The organism is Corynebacterium sp. AOP40-4SA-5 (genome assembly GCF_052377355.1).
In the GTDB taxonomy this organism is placed as follows: Bacteria; Actinomycetota; Actinomycetes; order Mycobacteriales; family Mycobacteriaceae; genus Corynebacterium.
Window position 1 is genome coordinate 1 of record NZ_JBQSWS010000008.1, and the last position, 19,382, is coordinate 19,382.

Consider the following 19,382-nt stretch of genomic DNA (forward strand, 5'->3'; position numbering starts at 1 on the left):
GGTAAATGGAGCCGACGTGTAGGATCTGCCGGTGTGCTGCACGTACTTTCCTTCGCCCTCGCGGACACCGTCAACTTCCTGCTGATCGGGGTCCTCGTCGCCGTCGGTGTCGCGCAACCGCCCCGCGAGAGGGGAGGACGCTACGGTGCCGTCGCCGCCCTCCTCGTCCTCGGCGACTGGCTCGGTGTGCTCGCCCTGGCGCTGGTGACGATGGTCGTCTTCGACGGCCTCGGCGAGGTCATCAAGACCGTCGTCGACTCCCCGGTCTTCGGCAACCTGCTGATCCTCACCGGCCTGCACAGCGCGGTGCTCGCCTGGCGCGGCGGCGGGGACGGGCCATCCGGCCTCGTCAACCGCATCATGGCACCGCTGAAGACGCCGACGGTGGCCACCGTGGGCACCGGCTTCGCGCTCGGCGTGGTGCAGTCGGCGACCTCCGTGCCCTTCTTCGCCGGCATCGCCCTGATGAGCGCGGGCGACTTCGCCACCGTCACCCGCTACGTGGGCATGATCGCCTATGCGGCGGTCGCGTTGAGCCTGCCGTTCGTGTGCGCCCTCATCGTGGGCTTCATCCGCATGCGCCCCTACAGCGCGGCGGGCCGCGGCTTCGCCTGGATGCGCGGCAACCAGGCCACCGTCGCCCGCGCCGGCGGGTACATCGTCGCGGTGTTCCTCATCCTGCTCGGCGTGGTGCACCTGCTGTGAGTGCCGTCGGGTTCTCGTGGCGCGAGACCGGCGCGCCGGTGCGCGTGCTGCTGCACGTCGACGGCGTGCACGACCACCACACCCCGGATCTGCACCGCATGACCCGCACCGACGGCGTCTGGACGACCACCCTGGAGCTGCCGGACGACCTGGTGTCGTCCTACCGGGTCATCAGGTTGGACGCCGCGGCCGCCGCGCGTTTCGACGCCACGGACGACTCCCGCCGCCGCTGGCTGGACGCCGTCACCCACGTCGTCCCGCACCGCCTGGACCACCCCGGGTGGCGTGCGCCGCTGAGCGCCGGGGCGTCCGGACGCCTCATCATGGCGGACGCCCCGGACGCCCCGGACGAGCCCGGCTGGGTCGAGGGCGATCCCGTCGACTGGGAGCGCACGGAACTGGACGGCCGGACGCTGTGGACCGCCGGCCTACTCCACGCCGAATACCTGCTCGTCATCAGCGACGGGCGGGCCTGGTCGGGCACGTCCTTGCCGGCGGCACTGGCACGGCTCGGCTCGATCGGTGTGGTCGCCGTGGACACCGCCGAGGACCGCGTGGCACTGCTCTCGCGCTCGCCGGCCTACCGCGACCTCGTCGCCGACCAGGTGCTGCCGTGGGCGCGGCAGATCGCCGACGTGCCCGCAGGACGCACCGTCATCGCCGGTGAGAGCCTCGGCGGCCTGTCGGCGCTGGACGTGGTCCTGCGGCGTCCGGACGCGGCCCGCCGCGCCGTCGCGACGTCCGGCTCCTTCTGGGCCGCCGACGTCGCCGGCGAGATCCGGGCGTCCGGTGCCCCGGACGGACTGCGCGTCCACCTGAGCGCAGGACGCGGCGAGGGCCGCGGCATGGTCGGCCATGCCCGCGACGTCGCCGACGCGCTAGGTGCCGCCGGGGTGCCCACCAGCCTGGAGATCGGCACCCACGGCCACGAGATGGCCGCCTGGACCGGCGCGCTCACCCGCGGGCTGGTGCAGGTGCTGGGTTGATCTAGTCGGCGACCATCGGGGACATGGTGAGCTCCGGGTGCTCCTTCTCCACGAAGGCGAGCTTCCACTTGTCGCCGAACAGGGCGATGAGCTCGCCGTCGGTGCGGGTGAAGATCTCCACGCCGCGCTGCCGGCCGAGCTCGGGGGCGCTGGCGGCGTCGGTGCGTCGGGCCACGGAGAAGGGGACCGGCTCGGTGAGGGTCTCCACGTTGTACTCGGCCATCATGCGGGCCTGCATGACCTCGAACTGCATCGGGCCGACCGCGGCCATCACCGGGTTCGCGTCGCCGCGGGCGTCGTTCTTGAGGATCTGCACCACGCCCTCGGAGTCGAGCTGCTCCAGGGCCTTGCGGAACTGCTTGTACTTGCCCAGGGTCTTCGCGCGCAGCGTGCGGAAGTTCTCCGGGGCGAACTGCGGCATCGGACGGAAATGCACCTTGCGTCCCGCGTAGATCGTGTCGCCGGGCGCCAGGGTGCCGGCGTTGACCAGGCCCACGATGTCGCCCGGGTAGGCGGCCTCCACGGTGTTGCGGTCGCGGCCGAACACGGTCAGCGCGTACTTCGTGGAGAACGTGCGGCCCGACTGCGCGTGGGCGACCTGCATGCCGCGGGTGAACTCTCCGGAGACCACGCGCATGAAGGCGAGCTTGTCGCGGTGGTGGGTGTCCATGCCTGCCTGCACCTTGAACACCACGCCGGCGAAGTCGTCGGTGACGTCGCGGACCTCGTCGACCGCCGAACCGGCCGAGGACGCCGCGGCCTGCACCGCCGCCGGGTCCGACTCGCGGGAGGCGGGCTCCGGGGCCAGGGCGCACAGCGTGTCGAGGATCTGGTGCACACCGAAGTTCAGCATCGCCGAGGCGAAGATCATCGGCGAGGTCGTGCAGTCCAGGAAGAGCTCCTGGTCGTGCACCGCGCCGTCGGCGGCCAGCAGGTCGGCCTCCTCGGCCGCGGTGTCCCAGGCGTCCTCCTCCTTGGCGGACGCCTCGTCCGGCGAGTAGTGCTCCTCCGGGGCGATCGTCGAACCGCCGGCGGTGCGCAGGAAGTGGATGTACTCCTGCACCTCACCCTCGCGGTCGAGGCGGGCGAGCCCGCGGAAGTCGCCGGCCGGGCCGACCGGCCAGAACAACGGGGTGGGCTGCAGCCCGATCTCGGTGACGATCTCGTCGACCAGCTCGAGCGGCTCCTTGCCCGGGCGGTCCCACTTGTTGACCACGGTGATGATCGGCAGGCCGCGGGCCTTGCACACGCGGAAGAGCTTGAGGGTCTGCGGCTCCAGGCCCTTGGCACCGTCGACGAGCATCACCGCGGCGTCCACCGCGGTGAGCACCCGGTAGGTGTCCTCGGAGAAGTCGGCGTGGCCGGGGGTGTCGACCAGGTTGATCATGTACGGCTGGCCGGTGTGGCCCTCCGGGGCGTACTCGAACTGCAGGGCGGAGGACGCCACGGAGATGCCGCGGTCCTTCTCCATGTCCATCCAGTCCGACACCGTGGACTTGCGGCCGGCCTTGCCGTGCACCGCACCGGCCTCGTTGATCACGCGCGCGTGCAGCGCCAACGCCTCGGTCAGCGTGGACTTGCCGGCGTCCGGGTGGGCGATGACGGCGAAGGTACGCCGACGGTGCGACTCGGAGGCGACGGTGGAGGGGCTGGCGTGGGCGGATGCGGTGTCTGACACGTCTGGACACCTTACCTGCGTACGGGCTGCTGCGGGAAGGCGGTGCGGCGTAGCGTGGAGGGACGCTATTTTTCAGGAGGTGTGCCACCGTGCAGACCGAGAAGAGGAACGTCGCACAGAAGCTCATCGCCGACCACCTGGTCGACGGGGAGATCACCGAACTGGCCCCGGGGGACGAGATCGGCCTGACCGTCGACCAGACCCTCACGCAGGACGCCACCGGCACCTTGGTGATGCTGGAACTCGAGTCGATGGGGCTCGAACGCGTCCGCACAGAGCTCTCCGTGCAGTACGTCGACCACAACCTGCTGCAGACCGACGAGAAGAACCCCGACGACCACGTGTTCCTGCAGTCCGCCGCCCAGCGTTTCGGACTGTGGTTCTCGAAGGCTGGCAACGGTGTGTCGCACCCGGTGCACCAGGCCCACTTCGGCAGGCCCGGGGCCACGATGATCGGCTCGGACTCGCACACGTGCGCCGCCGGTGCGTTGGGCATGCTCGCCATCGGCGTGGGTGGCCTGGAGGTCGCCATGGCGATGGCGGGCGAGCCGTTGTACGTGGCGATGCCCGGGGTCTGGGGTGTCGAGCTCACCGGCGAGCTCCCCGACTGGGTCTCCGCGAAGGACGTCGTCCAGGAGATGCTGCGCCGCCACGGCGTGAAGGGAGGTGTCGGCCGGGTCATCGAGTACCACGGCCCCGGCCTGGACGGCCTCACCGCGATGGACCGTCACGTCATCGCGAACATGGGCGCGGAGCTGGGTGCGACGGCGAGCGTCTTCCCCGCCGACGACGCGGTGCGCGACTACCTCACCGCCGTCGGACGTCCCGACGACGCCACGCGCATCGTCGCCGACGAGGGTGCGGCGTACGACGTGACCGAGCACATCGAGCTCGGCGACCTCGAGCCGCTGATCGCCCGGCCGTCCTCACCCGGCAACGTGGTGCCCGTCCGGGAGGCGGCGCAGGACGACGAGGAGGTATCCCAGGTCGTGATCGGTTCCTCGGCCAACCCGGGGTTACGCGACTTCGCCGTCGTCGCCGAGATCCTCGCCGGCCACCAGGCGTCCCAGGGAGTCTCCGTGGACGTCAACCCCACCTCGCGGGAGGTGCTCGTCGACCTGATCGCCGGCGGCTGGCTGACGTCCCTGGTCGGCTCCGGTGCACGGATCCACCAGTCCGGGTGCATGGGCTGCATCGGCATGGGCCAGGCCCCGGCGAGCGGGCGCAACTCGTTGCGCACCATGCCCCGCAACTTCCCCGGACGCTCGGGGACGGAGGAGGACGCCGTGTGGCTGTGCTCCCCGGAGACCGCAGCTGCCTCGGCGCTGACCGGGCGCATCACCGATCCGCGGGACCTGGAGTCGCTGTACGACATGACCTGCCCCGTCCCGCGGATGCCGGAGACGTTCAGCACCGTCGACGACATGCTGCTCCCTCCGCCGGAGCGGGAGGAGTCGCTGGCCACCGAGCTGGTCAAGGGGCCGAACATCTCCTCGCTGCCCGAGTTCGACCCCCTGGACGACCGGTTGGAGGGTCCCGCGCTCCTCGTCATGGGCGACGACGTCTCCACCGACGAGATCATGCCGGCCGGGTCGCGGGTGCTGCCGTACCGCAGCAACATCCCGAAGATCTCGGAGTTCAGCTTCTCCCGGATCGACGACACCTACTTCGATCGCGCGCAGGACGCGACGGGCGGCCACGTGGTCGTCGCCGGCGCGAACTACGGGCAGGGCTCGTCGCGCGAGCATGCGGTGATCGCGCCACGGTACCTGGGACTCCGGGCGGTGGTCGCGACGTCCTTCGCCCGCATCCACTGGCAGAACCTCGCGAACTTCGGCATCCTGCCGCTCGAGTTTGACGACCCGGACGACCACGACGAGGTCACCCGGGACGAGACCGTCGTGATCGAGGGACTGCGGGACGCCCTGCGCGGCGGCACCACGGTCGAGGCGACCATCGGCGGGCGCGCGGTGACCCTGCGGCACCACCTGTCGCAACGTCAGGTCGAGATGGTGATCGCCGGCGGACGGATCCCGTACGCCGCGGCCTGAGCCCTCACTCCGCGCGGCGGAACCGGGCGACGGACAACGGGGCGAAGACCGCGACCAGCAGCACCGCCGCGCCGAAGACCGCTAGCACCGGGTTCTGCATCGTCCAGATGTCCGGGGCGGGGGCGTCGCCGGTGTTGCCGAAGAGCTCGCGGGTGGCCTGCACCAGTGCCGACACCGGGTTCCACTCGGCGAAGACACGCAGGGCGGTCGGCATCGTCTCGGAGGGCACGAAGGCGTTCGACAGGAACGTCAGTGGGAACAGCACCATGAAGGTGGCCGAGTTCATCACCTCGGGGCTGCGGACCAGCTGGCCGAGCAGCACCATCACCCAGGAGAAGGCCCAGGAGAACATCAGCAGCAGAGCCATGCCTGCGAGGAACTGCCCCACACCGTCCTCGAAACGCCACCCCACCGCGAAACCGGTGAGCACCATGACCACCAGGGTCAGGGAGTTGAGGACGAGGTCGGCCAGCGTGCGGGCGACGAGCACTGCAGAGGGTGCCATCGGCAGGGTCTTGAACCGGTCGATCAGCCCTTTCTTGCGGTCCTCGGACATGAACATGCCGGAGAACGTGGAACCGAAGACCACCGTCTGCACGAAGATGCCGGCCATGAGGAAGTCGGTGTAGTCCTGGCCCGGCACCTGGATGGCCCCGCCGAAGACCTGGCTGAACAGCAGCACGAACATGATCGGCTGGATCATGCCCCACATCAGTACGTCGGGGGTGCGGCGGAAGTGGATGAGGTTGCGCAGCGTCACCGCGCGGACGTCGGTGAACCAGTTCATCATGCGTCCTTCCCGGTCGTGTCCCCGGTGAGGGAGAGGAAGACGTCGTCGAGGGTGGGTCGCGCCAGGCCGATGTCGTGCACGTCGACGCCGCGGGCGCGGATCTCGTGCACGGCACGCTCCAGGGCGGCCGGGCCGTCCTCCACCGCGACGGTGAGGGTGCGGTCCTGCCGGGCCACGGTGTCCCCGGCGACGGCGAGGGGCTGCAGCAGGTCGGACGCGACGTCCGCGTCGGACGGATCGGCGAGGGTGACGCTCACTCGCTGCCCTCCGACCTGGGTCTTGAGTGCGTCGGCGGTGCCCTCGGCGATGACGGAGCCGCCGTCGATCACGCTGATCTCGTCGGCCAGCTGGTCGGCCTCCTCCAGGTACTGGGTGGTGAGCAGCAGGGTGGTGCCGGCAGCGACGCGCTCGCGGATCACGTCCCACAGGCTCAGCCGGGCCGCGGGGTCCAACCCGGTGGTCGGCTCGTCGAGGAAGAGGATCTTCGGGTTGTTGACCAGGGAGGACGCCAGGTCGGCGCGCCGGCGCATACCGCCGGAGAAGCCCTTGACGGGGCGGTCGGCGGCGTCGGTGAGGTTGAACAGTTCGAGCAGTTCATCGGCGCGGGTGCGTGCGGTGCGGTCGCCGAGGTGGAACAGGCGGCCGATGAGCATGAGGTTCTCCCGGGCGGAGAGGTCCTCGTCGATGGTGGCGTACTGGCCGGAGGCGCCGATGATCTCCCGGACGCGGGCAGCCTGACGCACCACGTCGAGCCCCGCGACTGTCGCGGTGCCGGACGTGGGGCGGATGAGGGTGGTGAGCACCTTCACGCAGGTGGTCTTGCCCGCGCCGTTGGGTCCGAGGAGTCCGCGCACGGTGCCTTCCTCGACGGCGAGGTCGAGACCGTCGAGTGCGCGTACCTCCCCGGAGGAGGACTGGTAGGTTTTCCGGACGTCATGCAACTCGATGAGGGGCATGGCACCGGATGGTACAGGTGTTTAGCCGGTCTGTTCCTCCGTATTGCGTACCGGGGACAGCGGACCGGCGGCGACGGTGGTGGCCCGCGCCCCCTCGGGTCCGGTCCAGTCGAGGGTGACGGCGTTGTCCCGGCTGGTCGGTGTCCAGATCCCGGCCGTCTTGAGTGTGTGGTGCGTGCGGCACAGGCAGATCCCGTTCTCCACGCTTGTCGGCCCGTCGCTCTCCGGGTCGGTGTGCGGGGAGTTCACCAGGTGGTCGTGCTCACAGTCGTCGGCGGCGACGACGCAGCCGGGGAAGCGGCAGCGCGCGTCGCGTCCCTCGATGTAGGACCGCTGGGCCGTGGTGAACCGGTAGGCGCTGGTGGCCGGAATCTCCCCGGCGTTCGGGAGGGACCGGACGTGCCGGGCGATACCGGACAGCGTGGCCATGGTGGCCGGGGAGACCCATCCGGTGCCCAGGACATAACCCGGGCCGCCGGCTGTGCCGTAGAGGTTCACGGTCACGTTGAGCTGGTCGCGCCGGGCACCGAAGAGCCCGAGCGCGACCTGGCCCCGGCAGAAGTGCATCGACGGCGGCAGCTCGGACTCCGGATCCTCCTGCTCTTCGATGATCTCGCGGCGCACGTCCAGCGCGGCGGTGGAGACCGAGGACCACAGGGAGTCCGCCACGACCTCGCTGCCGCACACCAGAGTGAGGCGCGTGCCGCGGCGGGTGAGGGATACCGCGGCCGCGTCGTCCTGCTCGGTTTCTTCGACGACGAGTGGGGCGACGGTGCACAGCACCTCCTCGGCGACGTCGGCGATCGCCGAGATGGCGCCGATCTTGGTGGCGCGGATCCAGGCGAGCACACCCAGGGCGACGGCGGCGTCCAGCGCGTCCGGCACCTGCACGCCGGCGGCGCGCAGGGCGCGGGAGTGACGGTTGACCTTCAGCCAGATCGCGTCGAGGTGGTCGACGGAGTACTGCCCGTCGCCCCGGAAGATCTCGAACAGTTCCGGCATGCGCTGCGCAAGGTCGGCGGCATGGTTGTAGCGGTGGGCCTCGCTGGTCGTACGACGGCGCACCGCAAGGGCCGTGGCCACACGCGCGTGCTCCGGGATCTCCATGAGGTAGGAGACGAGGTCGAGCTCGGTGCGGTTGAGCAGGGTGCGCAGCTCCACGGCGCGGCTGTCCGGCGTGGTGCTGGGGAAGATACTGGTCTGGATGACGGGCTGGTGGGTGGTGTGGTCGGTGGTGTGGTTCACGTGCCCCTCCTTTGGATACGAACAATGTATCGCACCGTCCGGACATGAAACGCGGGCAAAGCGCTATCTATCGAACATGTGTTCCAACCTGCAGGTCAGCCCTGCCGCCGGGGCTTCGCGCCGGAGAAGAACTGCCGGACCCACGCCTCGTCCTTGTACTGCGCGGGCACCGCGCCGCCGAGCAGGTCGCGCGCGACCGCCGGCATCGACGGCGAGTCGGCGTCCAGCAGCGGTGCGTCCGACGCGAGCAGCACGATGTTGCCGTACCGGCGTCCCTTCAGCATCGGCGGGTCGGCGACGACCGCCACGTGCGACCACACCTGCGCCATGCCGGCCAGTTCCGCTTTCGCCCCACGCAGGTCATGGTGGTCGCCGCAGTTCGCCACGTAGATCCCCGCTGGTGAGAGCCCACGGTGGCAGTCGGTGAAGAACTCCACCGTGGTGAGGTCTTCCGGAGTGACCGCGCCGGCGAAGGCGTCGCGGATGATCACGTCGCGGCTGGCGGGGGTGAAGGACGCGGCGACGTCGCGCGCATCGTCCACCCGGATCTTCACCCGCGGGGAGCGCGGGATGTCGAACCACTCGCGCGCCAGCCGGGCGAGCTCCCCGTCCAGCTCCACGACGGTGTTGCGTGAACGTGGGTACACGTCGGCGAGGTAGCGCGCGAGGCTGCACGCCCCGCCGCCGAGGTGGGTGACGCGCAGGGCGTTCGCGTCCAGGTTCTCCGCCACGTGCGCGCGCAGCGCCGTGGCGATCCACTGCATGTACTCGAAGGCCAGCACGCGGGGCTCGCCGAGCACCACGTGGCTGCTGGGGACCCCGTTGACGCTGATCAGCCAGCCGTCGGCGAAATCCGGGTCGGGCTCCAGGGCGAGCATGCCGTAGTCGCCCTCGTACGTGCCCGCCACCGGGGCGGGCCTCTTCTTCGCGGTGCTCACGGTCGGGAGTGTATCTCGTTCTGGGCGGCGGCCAGGCCACGGGTGACCAGGACGTCGACGGCGTCGGCGCCGGTGGACGCCGCGACGTCCCACGCGGCCGCGCCGTCCAGCGCCGTCAGGACGTGCTCGACCACGCCGGTGCCGGACGCCGGGCGTCCGATGCCGACGCGTACGCGCACGTAGTCGCGGGTGCCGAGTTCGCCGGTGATCGACTTCAGGCCGTTGTGCCCGTTCTCGTTGCCGCCGAGCTTCACCTTCACCTTGCCGGCGGGCAGGTCGAGCTCGTCGTGCACCACGACGACGTGGTCCGGGGAGATCCCGTAGCTCGTGGCCAGCGGCGCGACGGCCTCGCCGGAGAGGTTCATGAACGTGGTGGAGCGCACCAGCAGGACGCCGTGGCCGTCGACCTCCACGCGCGCGACGTGCGCCTTCGTCCCCGGCATGGGGCGCAGGACGTCCCCCGCGCGCTCCAGGAGCTCGTCGGTGACGAGGTAGCCGACGTTGTGCCGGGTGCCGGCGTACTTCACGCCGGGGTTGCCGAGGCCGATGACCAGCCACTGGGCCGGACCGGGGGCGTCGGGGCCATCGGGGGCAGTGCGTCGGAACGGTGCCAGCAGGCGGGAGAGCAGGCTCATGATTCGGAGTTTACCGACTGGAGCACGAGGTCCGCGGCGTCGGCCAGGACGATCGGCAGCTCGTCGCGCTCCTTCTTCGCGAAGGGCTTGAGGACGTAGGACGCCGGGGCCATGCGGCCGGGCGGGCGTCCGATGCCGACCTGGACGCGGTGGAAGTCGCGGGTACCCAACGACTTGGCGATGTCGCGTAGCCCGTTGTGCGAGTTCAACCCGCCGCCGTTCTTCGCGCGCACGGTGCCGAGGTCGAGGTCCAGCTCATCGTGCACCACGATGACCTGGGACGCCGGGATGCGGTGGTAGGACGCCAGGGCCTTGACCGGCCCGCCGGAGAGGTTCATGAAGCTGCGTGGGACGGCGAGGATGAGCTTGTCGGTGCCGATGCGCGTGTCCGCGACGCGGGCGTTCAGCTTCTTGTTGGTGCTGAAGCTGCAGTGGGTGGCGGAGGCGAGTTCGTCGAGCACCATCGCGCCGACGTTGTGCCGGGTGCCCTCGTACTGGGTGCCGGGGTTGCCGAGTCCGACAACGAGAAAGGGAGACCGGGCAGTGTTGTTCACTGCACCAGTCTCCCATACCCGGGGGAGGGGACTACTCCTCGGAGTCGCCCTTGTCCTCCGCGGCGTCGGCCTCGGTGGTGACCGCGTCGTCGGTCTCCTCGGGCTCCGGGGCGACCTCGGGCTCGATGATGTTGACGATCAGGGTGTCGGCGTCGGACACCAGGGAGGTGTTGCCCGGCATCTTCAGGTCGCCGGCGGTGACCTGGTCGCCGACCTCCTTGCCCTCGATGGAGAAGGTGATCTCCTCGGGGATGGACAGCACGTCGGCCTCGATGGTGACGGTGTCGGCGTCCTGGACGACCTGGGTGCCCGGGCCGGCCTCGCCCTCGGAGACGACGGGGACGTCGACCTCGACGGTCTCGCCGCGCTTGACGGAGAGCAGGTCGGCGTGGTCGATGTCCAGGGTCAGGACGTTCTGGTCGACGGCCTTGATCATGCAGAGGTTGTCCTCGCCGTCGATCTCGACCTCGAGGATGGCGTTGGAGCCGTGGTTACGCACGATGCCCTGGAACTCCAGCAGCTCGAAGCTCACGTGGATCGGCTCGTGGAAGGTTCCGTACAGGACGGCCGGGATGCGCCAGTCGCGACGCAGACGGCGGGCGGCGCCCTTGCCGAACTCGGTGCGGGGCAGGCCGCTGATGCGGATGATGTTGGTTGCCATGATGATCTCCTAGAAGTCGGAACTGATCGGTCTCACGAAAAAAGCCGCAGACTCTGCTGCGGCTCCTGGTGCGGTGACCGTCCCGTGGTGAAGTCACCGTGGAACGAATGCGCGCCGATAACGGCCGGTGTGAACCAGCCCTCGCCGAGACGTCCGGAATACTACCAGACGCCTCGGCCGTGCTCCTACTCGAAGAGCGTGGTGACCGACCCGTTCTCGAAGATCTCGTGCACGGTCTTGGCGACCAGCGGCGCGATCGGCAGGACGGTCAGGTTGTCCCAGCCCTCGGTGTCCTGCGGCAGCGTGTCGGTCGTGATGACCTCGCGCGCGCCGCAGTTGTTCAGCCGCTCGCGGGCCGGGTCGGAGAACACGCCGTGCGTGGTGGCGATGATCACGTCGCCGGCACCGGCCTCACGCAGCACCTTCACGGCACCGGCGATGGTTCCGCCGGTGTCGATCATGTCGTCCAGCAGGATGCAGGTCATGCCGTCGACGTCACCGACGACGCGGTTGGCCGTGACGCTGTTGGCGACGTCGATGTCGCGGGTCTTGTGGACGAAGGCCAGCGGGGCGCCGCCGAGCACGTTCGACCACTTCTCGGCGACCTTCACGCGGCCGGCGTCGGGGGAGACCACGCAGAGGTTGTCCATGCCGTACTTGCCGATGATGTAGTCGGTGAGGATCGGCATGGCGTGCATGTGGTCGACCGGGCCGTCGAAGTAGCCCTGGATCTGGTCGGTGTGCAGGTCCACCGAGACGATGCGGTCGGCGCCGGCGGTCTTGAGCAGGTCGGCGATGAGGCGGGCCGAGATCGGCTCGCGGCCGCGGTGCTTCTTGTCCTGGCGGGCGTAGGGGTAGAACGGCAGGATCGCGGTGATGCGCTTGGCGGAGCCGCGCTTCAGTGCGTCGATCATGATGAGCTGCTCCATCACCCACTTGTTCAGCGGCTGCGGGTGGGACTGCAGGACGAAGGCGTCCGAGCCGCGGACCGACTCCTCGAAGCGGACGAAGATCTCGCCGTTGGCGAAGTCGTGTGCGGTGGTGGGGGTCAGGGAAATCCCCAGCTCACGGGCCACAGCCTCGCCGAGTTCTGGGTGGGCACGACCGGAGAAGAGCATCAGGTTCTTCTGGTTGTCGATCCAGTGGGACACGGGTTCTACGACCTTTCCGACTTAGGGAGGGAGCTGTTCGCTGTTGTGAGTGTAAGACGAGCGGTTCAGGTGAACCAATCCGGGGCAACCCCGACGGGGGTCAGGAGTCGGCTGCCTCTGCGGCTTCCGCTGCCTCGGTGCCGGGACGCTTGCGCTGCACCCAGCCCTCGATGTTGCGCTGCTGGCCGCCGGAGACCGCCAGGGCGCCGGCGGGGACGTCGTCCTTGATCACGGTGCCGGCACCGGAGTAGGCGCCGTCGCCGACGGTGACCGGGGCGATGAACATCGTGTCCGAGCCGGTGCGCACGTGAGACCCGACGGTGGTGTGGTGCTTGTCCACGCCGTCGTAGTTGACGAAGACGCTGGACGCCCCGATGTTGGAGTACTCGCCGATGGTGGCGTCGCCGACGTAGGTCAGGTGGGGGACCTTCGAACCGCGGCCGATGGTGGCGTTCTTCGACTCGACGAACCCGCCGAGCTTGCCCTCCTCGCCCAGGACGGTCCCCGGACGCAGGTAGGTGAACGGGCCGACCTCGGCGTGCGCGCCGATGGTGGACTCCAGCGCGTGGGTGCGCACCACCGAGGCGCCCTCGCCGACGGTGACGTCCTGCAGCGTGGAGTCCGGCCCGACGGTGACGTTGGCGGCGATGGAGGTGCGGCCCTTGAGCTGCGTGCCGGGCAGGACGGTGACGTCGGCGCCGACGGTGACCTCCACGTCGATCCACGTCGTCGCGGGGTCGACGACGGTGGCGCCACCGCGCATCGCGGCCTCCACCGTCCTGCGGTTGAGCTCGCGGCCGGCGGCGGCGAGCTGGACGCGGTCGTTGACGCCGGCGAGCTCGCGCGGGTCGTCGGAGCGGTGCGCGCGCACCGGGTGGCCGTCGTGGCGGGCGATGCCGAGCACGTCGGTGAGGTAGAGCTCGCCCTGGGAGTTGTCGGTGCGCAGGCGGGTGAGCGCGTCGCGCAGGATCGCGGCGTCGAAGGCGAAGACGCCCGAGTTGATCTCGGTGACGGCCCGCTCGGACTCGTCGGCGTCCTTCTCCTCGACGATCGCGGTGACCTCGTTCTCGTCGTTGCGGATGATACGGCCGTACCCGAAGGGGTCGGCGAGGTCCGTGGTCAGCACGGTGACCGCGGTGGGGACCTCGGTGTGCGCGTCGTGCAGGTGGCCGAGCGTGACCCCGGTCAGCAGCGGGACGTCGGCGTTCGTCACGATGACCGTGCCCTCGAAGCCCTCGAGGGCGGGCATGGCGCACTGCACGGCGTGCCCGGTGCCGAGCTGCTCCTCCTGGACGGCGAGGTCCACCGGTGCGTCGAGCTCCTCGGCGATCTGCTCTGCGGCGGGGCCGACCTGCTCGCGCCCGTGGCCGACGACGGCGACGATGCGCTCGGGGGAGACCGTGTCCGCCGCGTGCAGGCTGTGCGAGAGCAGTGTCCGCCCGCCGATGGAGTGCAGGGTCTTCTGCGTGGCGGACTTCATGCGGGTTCCGGCGCCGGCGGCGAGTACGACGACGGCGACCGGCTTGTTCTGTTCAGTCACGATGGGCGGTGTCCTTACCTTGGAGCTCGACTGCGGATGTGGATCACGCGGATGTCCGACAGTTTAACGCCGTCGGCGCTCAGGACCGGGAACCGCCCTCAGCGGGTTCCACCACCGCGACGACGGTGTCGGTGCCGTTGCTGTGGTTGACCGCGTCGGCGAACCAGCCCCGGCCGCCGGCGTCGACGTGGATCGGCAGCGACCCCTGTTCCATCAACGCCTCCTCGTCACCGACCTGCATGGAGGCCGCGACCTGCTGCGCACCGTCGCCGGAGCCCTGCTCGCCGTAGCCGTAGACCGTGCCGTCGTCGAGGACGACGTAGGGGTCGAGGTCGCCCCGGACCTCCTCGCACGTCAGCAGGGACCGGTCGGCGTCGAGCATCAGGCGGCCGCGGACGATCACGGACTGGTCGGCGGAGGTGAACGCGGCACGTCTGGTGGAGTCGCCCACGTCAGGTTCGAGACTGGTGGTCCTGTTGTCGAGGCAGTCCTCGTTTCCGGAGTACGCCACCGTTCCGTCGGGGATGTGGACCACGAACTTGTCCGGCAGGTCCTCGTCCACCTCGGTGCCGAAGGGAGGACGCTCCCGCTTGAGGCGGAAGAACGCGTAGTCGCCGGCGATGCCGGCGAAGTGGACGGTGTCCTTGTCCCCGGCGTCCAGGACGTCCCTGGACGACCAGCCGTTGGCGTGGTGGTCGTAGTCGTTGAATTCTCCCCGGCTCAACCTGGCGTCGCTGGTGGGGAGACGACGGGTCACGGTGGTCACCTCGTTGCCCCGGGTGTCGTACCCGGCCACCGTGGTCACCGGCGAGCCGGGCTCGTTGCTCCAGGATTCTTCCCCGTCGCCGCCGTCCCCGGAGACGGATTCGCCGGTCAGCGGGTCATAGGCGAGGAGCTGCCGTGAGGTCTCCCCGGGGGCCTTCGCCAGACCGCCCGCGACGTACCCGGGTTCGGTGGCACCGTCGAGGGCCCCGTCGAGCCGGACCTCGCCGGAGGAGTCGAGCACGGTGAGGAACACCTCCCGGTCGGCGTCGTTCTCGTCGCCGAGACGTCGGCTGTCGTTGCTCTCGGGGACGCCCTGGCGCCACAGGGCGACGAAGTCGGTGTCGTTGCGACGGAAGCCCTCCATCCGGAAGTCCTGCTGTTCGACCGAGGAAGACTTCAGGGGAGTGACGTCGAGGAGTTCGGTGCCCTCCTCCGTCGCCCGCTTGACCTGGTTGAGGCCCTCGCCGACGAACAGCGCGCCGTCCGCGACGACGGACCTGCCGTTCACCCCGCCGCCGATCATCGAGGACTCCAGCACGGCGGTCACGGAGTCGGCGTCCCACCGTTCGGGGACGTCGTAGCTCAGGGAGAAGTCGGTGCCGGTCTCCGCCGCGGCGGCGGTCGGGGTGGTGTCGTCTGGGCCGTCCGCACCGTCGCCGCCGCAGGCGGATGCGGTGAGCACCAGGGAACCCGTCAGGAGGGCGGCGCAGCAGCGCCGGACACGGGATGCCCGAATCGTGGTCATTCTTACCTCAGGAATCGTCGCACATGAATGTCTGCACAGGCAGTGTGCAGAATCATGCGGACCAGAGGTGTGGAAAACGGGGAAAACTCCCCGAACGGCGAAGCTCCCCCACCAGGACTCGAACCTGGAATGACGGTACCAAAAACCGCAGTGTTGCCGATTACACCATGGGGGAACGCCAGGAACCGGTGGTTGCTCCACCCGTCCCGGTCAACCGGTCACTCTACCTGATCGCCGCGATACTACGATGGTTGCCCATGAGTCCCTCGCAGAAGCCGCCGCAGACACCACCGCTGTCCGGGGTGCTGAGTTCCCTCGCCTCCGACCCGAAGTTGCGGGGCATGGTCACCCACGTCGGCGATCAGCGTCTTCACATGCAGGGGCCGGACGCGGCGTGGCCGTTCGCCGTCGGCGCGCTCGCGAGGCACCGTCCGGTGCTGCTGGTCACCGCGACGGGACGCCAGGCCGAGGACCTCACCGCCCAGCTCACCGCGATGCTGGGGGACACCGTGGCGATGGTGCCGTCCTGGGAGACGCTGCCGCACGAGCGGCTGTCGCCGGGGGTGGAGACGGTGTCGCAGCGTCGTCAGGCGCTCTACCGGCTCGCCCACGGCGAGGTGAACGTGCTGGTCGCACCCACGCGCTCGGTGGTGCAGCCGGTGATGGCCGGGCTCGGAGAGGTGGAGCCCGTCCGGCTGGCCGAGGGCGTGGAACTGGACTTCTCCGAGGTGCAGCAACGCCTCGTGGAGTTCGGCTACACCCACTCCGACGTGGTCGGACGCCGTGGCGAGTTCGCCACCCGCGGCGGCATCCTCGACATCTTCCCGGCCACCGCCGATACGCCCGTGCGCGTGGAGTTCTGGGGCGACGAGGTCAGCGAGGTGCGTGCCTTCTCCGTCGGTGACCAGCGCACCATCCCCGAGGCCGTCGCCGGCGAGGTGCTCGCGCACCCGGTGCGCGAACTGCTGATCACCGACGAGGTTGCCCGCCGCGCCGAGACTCTGGCCAGGGAGAACGCCGGCAACCCGGAGCTCGCCGAGGCCTTCGACAAGATCAGCCAGCACACACCGGTGCAGGGCATGGAGTCGCTGATCCCGCTGCTCTACGACGGCCCGATGCAGACCCTGCCCGAGCTGATGCCCGAGGGCTCGCACACCGTGGTGCTCACCCCGGCTGCCGTGGAACGACGCGCCGAGGACCTCATCGCCACCGGCCGCGAGTTCCTCGCCGCCGGGTGGGAGGTCGCGGCGATGGGCGGTGCCGCGCCGGTGGACGTCGCCGCGATCGCGGACAGCTCGCAGGACTCGCAGGACGTAGACCGCGCGGGCTACCGCACGCTGGCGTCCCTGCGCGCCACGCAGGACGCCCTGGGCGCCCCGTGGTGGACGCTGTCGCCCACGGGCGTCGCGGACTGGGACGATTCCGACGCCGAGCCGCTGCTGCTCGACTTCGACGTCGCGCCCGCACCGCACGGTGACATGGAGGCCATCGGCCAGCTGATGTCGGCGATCCGGCGTCGGGTCGAGGGCGGGGGACGGGTCGCCTACGCCGCACCGTCCCCCGCGATCGTGGCGCGCATGCTGCGCCGCTTCCGCGAGGCCGGCATCGCCGCCGAGGCGGTGGACGTCGAACTCGACGGCATCACCGGGCAGGGACGGATGCGCCGCTCGAAGCGCACCGCCGACGAGGTGCCGTCCACCGGCACCGTCAGCATCTACCAGGCCGCCGCCCACGGCGGTCTGGACACCACCGACCTGCTCTTCGTCACCGAGTCCGACGTCACCGGCAACCGCGTGGAGGCCAGCGCGACGGGGCGTCGTAAACCCGCCAAGAAGCGTAACCGGGTCGACCCGCTGGCCCTGGCCCCCGGGGACCTGGTGGTCCACGACCAGCACGGCATCGGCAAGTTCGTGAAGATGACCGAACGCACCATCGGCAAGGGCGCCGACGCCTCGCGGCGCGAGTACCTGGTGCTGGAGTACGCCCCGTCCAAGCGTGGCGGCCCCGGCGACCAGCTGTACGTGCCGATGGACCAGCTCGACCTGCTGTCGCGCTACGTCGGCGGGGAGAAGCCCTCCCTGTCGAAGATGGGCGGCTCGGACTGGAAGAACACGAAGAAGAAGGCCCGCGGTGCGGTGCGGGAGATCGCCGGGGAACTGGTGCAGCTCTACGCCGCCCGGCAGGCCGCGCCCGGCTACGCCTTCGACCCGGACTCGCCCTGGCAGCGGCAGATGGAGGAGGCCTTCCCCTTCACCGAGACCGAGGACCAGTTCAACGCCATCGAGGCGGTCAAGGGTGACATGGAGAAGCCGGTGCCCATGGACCGGGTCATCGTGGGCGACGTGGGCTACGGCAAGACCGAGGTCGCCGTGCGCGCCGCCTTCAAGGCGGTGCAGTCCGGCAAGCAGGTCGCCCTGCTGGTGCCGACCACCCTGCTGGCCCAGCAGCACTACCGCACCTTCATCGACCGGATGCAGGACTTCCCCACGCAGATCCGGGAACTGTCGCGGTTCACCTCGCCGAAGGAGTCCACCGAGGTCTTCGCCGGCATGGCCGACGGCACCGTGGACATCGTGATCGGCACGCACCGGCTGCTGGGCACCGGAATCCAGTGGAAGAACCTCGGGCTGATCATAGTGGACGAGGAGCAGCGCTTCGGAGTGGAGCACAAGGAGCACATCAAGTCGCTGCGCACCCACGTCGACGTGCTGACCATGTCGGCCACGCCGATCCCGCGCACCCTGGAGATGTCCATGGCCGGTATCCGCGAGATGTCCACGATCCTCACCCCGCCGCAGGACCGGCACCCGGTGCTGACGTACGTCGGCTCGCAGGACGAGAAGCACGTCGCCGCGGCGGTGCGTCGTGAGCTGCTGCGCGACGGCCAGGTGTTCTACGTGCACAACAAGGTCAAGAGCATCGAGGAGACCGCCTCGCGGATCCGCCAGCTCGTCCCCGAGGCCAGGGTCGTCGTCGCCCACGGGCAGATGAGCGAGGAGCAGCTGGAGACCACGGTGCAGGGCTTCTGGGACCGCGAATTCGACGTGCTGGTGTGCACCACCATCGTGGAGACCGGCCTGGACATCGCCAACGCCAACACCCTGATCGTGGAGAACGCCCACCACATGGGCCTGTCGCAGCTGCACCAGCTGCGCGGCCGCGTGGGGCGCTCCCGCGAACGCGCCTACGCCTACTTCCTCTACCCGAAGGGCGAGACGCTCACCGAGACGTCCTACGACCGGCTGACCACCATCGCGCAGAACAACGACCTCGGCGCGGGCATGGCCGTGGCGATGAAGGACCTGGAGATGCGCGGCGCCGGCAACGTGCTCGGCGCCGAGCAGTCCGGCCACATCGCCGGGGTCGGCTTCGACCTGTACGTCCGGCTGGTCGGGGAGGCCGTGGAGGCCTTCCGCGCGATGGCCGACGGCGAGACCGTGGACGGCTCCGACACCGCCGAGCGCCGCGAGATCCGCATCGACCTGCCGGTGGACGCGCACATCCCGGTGACCTACATCGCCAGCGAACGGCTGCGCCTGGAGGCCTACCGCAAGTTCGCCGAGGCCACCGACGACGAGGCGTTGGCCCACGTCCTCGAGGAGCTGCGCGACCGCTACGGCGACATCCCCGAGGAGGTGCAGCGACTGGTGGTCGTCGCCCGGCTACGCATGGTGTGCCGCGACCTGGACGTCACCGAGGTCATCCAGACCGGGGCGAAGATCAGCTTCTCGCCGATCACCCTGGCGGACTCCGGCCAGGTCCGGCTCAAGCGGCTGTTCCCGGCGGCGACCTACCGGGCGACACCGAAGACGGTGCTGGTCCCGGTGCCCAAGGAGGGGTCCGGCATGAGGGCCGTCGCCCTGCGTGACCTCGACCTCGTGCAGTGGTGCGCCAACGCCCTGACGGACCTGGCCGGGGTGCCGCGCCGGGAGATCACCGGCGCCGGCGGACACACGGAGCCGGTTACCCGCTGAGACCGAAC

General features: G+C 69.9%; 15 protein-coding genes and 1 tRNA gene. 4 read left to right on the forward strand and 12 right to left on the reverse strand.

The features are described 5' to 3' along the window. The coding region (locus ACT3S3_RS06450; protein WP_444626444.1) for a hypothetical protein at positions 1–705 on the forward strand (705 nt) is incomplete at its 5' end. Next, a complete protein-coding gene (locus ACT3S3_RS06455) occupies positions 702–1,691 on the forward strand; it encodes an enterochelin esterase domain-containing protein (RefSeq protein ID WP_444615058.1) in 990 nt (329 codons plus the stop codon). The genes ACT3S3_RS06450 and ACT3S3_RS06455, both read left to right, overlap by 4 nt. 1 nt (position 1,692) lies before the next feature. Here ACT3S3_RS06455 and ACT3S3_RS06460 read toward each other — a convergent pair whose 3' ends face one another. Then, positions 1,693–3,369, reverse strand: a complete 1,677-nt coding sequence (locus ACT3S3_RS06460) for a peptide chain release factor 3 (protein WP_444626445.1) — start codon at positions 3,367–3,369, stop codon at positions 1,693–1,695. Between the two features lie 89 nt (positions 3,370–3,458). On the opposite strand from ACT3S3_RS06460, the gene ACT3S3_RS06465 reads away from it, so the two are divergent. Next, positions 3,459–5,420: an aconitate hydratase gene (locus ACT3S3_RS06465; protein WP_441579661.1), complete on the forward strand. Its 1,962-nt coding sequence runs from the start codon at positions 3,459–3,461 to the stop codon at positions 5,418–5,420. Between the two features lie 4 nt (positions 5,421–5,424). On the opposite strand, the gene ACT3S3_RS06470 is transcribed toward ACT3S3_RS06465, so the two are convergent. From ACT3S3_RS06470 to ACT3S3_RS06520, 11 genes are all read right to left on the reverse strand, one after another. Next, a complete protein-coding gene (locus ACT3S3_RS06470; RefSeq protein WP_301442934.1) occupies positions 5,425–6,207 on the reverse strand; it encodes an ABC transporter permease in 783 nt (260 codons plus the stop codon). Continuing rightward, a complete protein-coding gene (locus ACT3S3_RS06475) occupies positions 6,207–7,166 on the reverse strand; it encodes an ATP-binding cassette domain-containing protein (RefSeq protein ID WP_301442933.1) in 960 nt (319 codons plus the stop codon). Before ACT3S3_RS06475 ends, ACT3S3_RS06470 begins: the two co-directional genes overlap by 1 nt. A gap of 21 nt (positions 7,167–7,187) precedes the next feature. Then, the gene (locus tag ACT3S3_RS06480; protein WP_301442932.1) at positions 7,188–8,411 is read right to left on the reverse strand and encodes an HNH endonuclease signature motif containing protein; all 1,224 of its coding nucleotides are present in this window, start codon (positions 8,409–8,411) and stop codon (positions 7,188–7,190) included. Between the two features lie 95 nt (positions 8,412–8,506). Then, positions 8,507–9,289: a spermidine synthase gene (locus ACT3S3_RS06485; protein ID WP_444615061.1), complete on the reverse strand. Its 783-nt coding sequence runs from the start codon at positions 9,287–9,289 to the stop codon at positions 8,507–8,509. A gap of 56 nt (positions 9,290–9,345) precedes the next feature. Next, complete coding sequence (gene pth, locus ACT3S3_RS06490) at positions 9,346–9,984, reverse strand: aminoacyl-tRNA hydrolase (RefSeq protein ID WP_441579660.1); 639 nt, start codon at positions 9,982–9,984, stop codon at positions 9,346–9,348. Further along, positions 9,981–10,538: an aminoacyl-tRNA hydrolase gene (gene pth / locus ACT3S3_RS06495; RefSeq protein WP_441579659.1), complete on the reverse strand. Its 558-nt coding sequence runs from the start codon at positions 10,536–10,538 to the stop codon at positions 9,981–9,983. The genes pth (ACT3S3_RS06490) and pth (ACT3S3_RS06495) overlap by 4 nt, the downstream gene beginning before the upstream one ends. 31 nt (positions 10,539–10,569) lie before the next feature. Next, positions 10,570–11,199 carry a 50S ribosomal protein L25/general stress protein Ctc gene (locus ACT3S3_RS06500; protein ID WP_301442929.1) on the reverse strand — a complete coding sequence of 210 codons (630 nt, stop codon included), beginning with the start codon at positions 11,197–11,199 and terminating at the stop codon, positions 10,570–10,572. A 185-nt stretch (positions 11,200–11,384) separates the two neighbouring features. Then, complete coding sequence (locus ACT3S3_RS06505) at positions 11,385–12,350, reverse strand: ribose-phosphate diphosphokinase (protein ID WP_301442928.1); 966 nt, start codon at positions 12,348–12,350, stop codon at positions 11,385–11,387. Between the two features lie 100 nt (positions 12,351–12,450). After that, positions 12,451–13,890 (reverse strand): bifunctional UDP-N-acetylglucosamine diphosphorylase/glucosamine-1-phosphate N-acetyltransferase GlmU, encoded by a 1,440-nt coding sequence (gene glmU, locus ACT3S3_RS06510; RefSeq protein WP_441582711.1) that lies wholly within the window; start codon positions 13,888–13,890, stop codon positions 12,451–12,453. A 79-nt stretch (positions 13,891–13,969) separates the two neighbouring features. Next, positions 13,970–15,400 (reverse strand): hypothetical protein, encoded by a 1,431-nt coding sequence (locus ACT3S3_RS06515; protein ID WP_444615055.1) that lies wholly within the window; start codon positions 15,398–15,400, stop codon positions 13,970–13,972. A gap of 103 nt (positions 15,401–15,503) precedes the next feature. After that, positions 15,504–15,575, reverse strand: a tRNA-Gln gene (locus ACT3S3_RS06520). A gap of 82 nt (positions 15,576–15,657) precedes the next feature. On the opposite strand from ACT3S3_RS06520, the gene mfd reads away from it, so the two are divergent. Next, positions 15,658–19,374 carry a transcription-repair coupling factor gene (gene mfd, locus ACT3S3_RS06525; protein ID WP_441579767.1) on the forward strand — a complete coding sequence of 1,239 codons (3,717 nt, stop codon included), beginning with the start codon at positions 15,658–15,660 and terminating at the stop codon, positions 19,372–19,374. The last annotated feature ends 8 nt before the right edge of the window (positions 19,375–19,382 follow it).

Excerpts from the sequence above, each read along its gene's own strand:
- ACT3S3_RS06470 (WP_301442934.1), bottom strand. The coding sequence starts at position 6,207 with ATGAACTGGTTCACCGACGTCCGCGCGGTGACGCTGCGCAACCTCATC.
- ACT3S3_RS06475 (WP_301442933.1), bottom strand. The coding sequence starts at position 7,166 with ATGCCCCTCATCGAGTTGCATGACGTCCGGAAAACCTACCAGTCCTCC.
- ACT3S3_RS06485 (WP_444615061.1), bottom strand. The coding sequence starts at position 9,289 with ATGCTCGCCCTGGAGCCCGACCCGGATTTCGCCGACGGCTGGCTGATC.
- pth (WP_441579660.1), bottom strand. The coding sequence starts at position 9,984 with ATGAGCCTGCTCTCCCGCCTGCTGGCACCGTTCCGACGCACTGCCCCC.
- ACT3S3_RS06500 (WP_301442929.1), bottom strand. The coding sequence starts at position 11,199 with ATGGCAACCAACATCATCCGCATCAGCGGCCTGCCCCGCACCGAGTTC.
- ACT3S3_RS06515 (WP_444615055.1), bottom strand. The coding sequence starts at position 15,400 with ATGACCACGATTCGGGCATCCCGTGTCCGGCGCTGCTGCGCCGCCCTC.
- mfd (WP_441579767.1), top strand. The coding sequence starts at position 15,658 with ATGAGTCCCTCGCAGAAGCCGCCGCAGACACCACCGCTGTCCGGGGTG.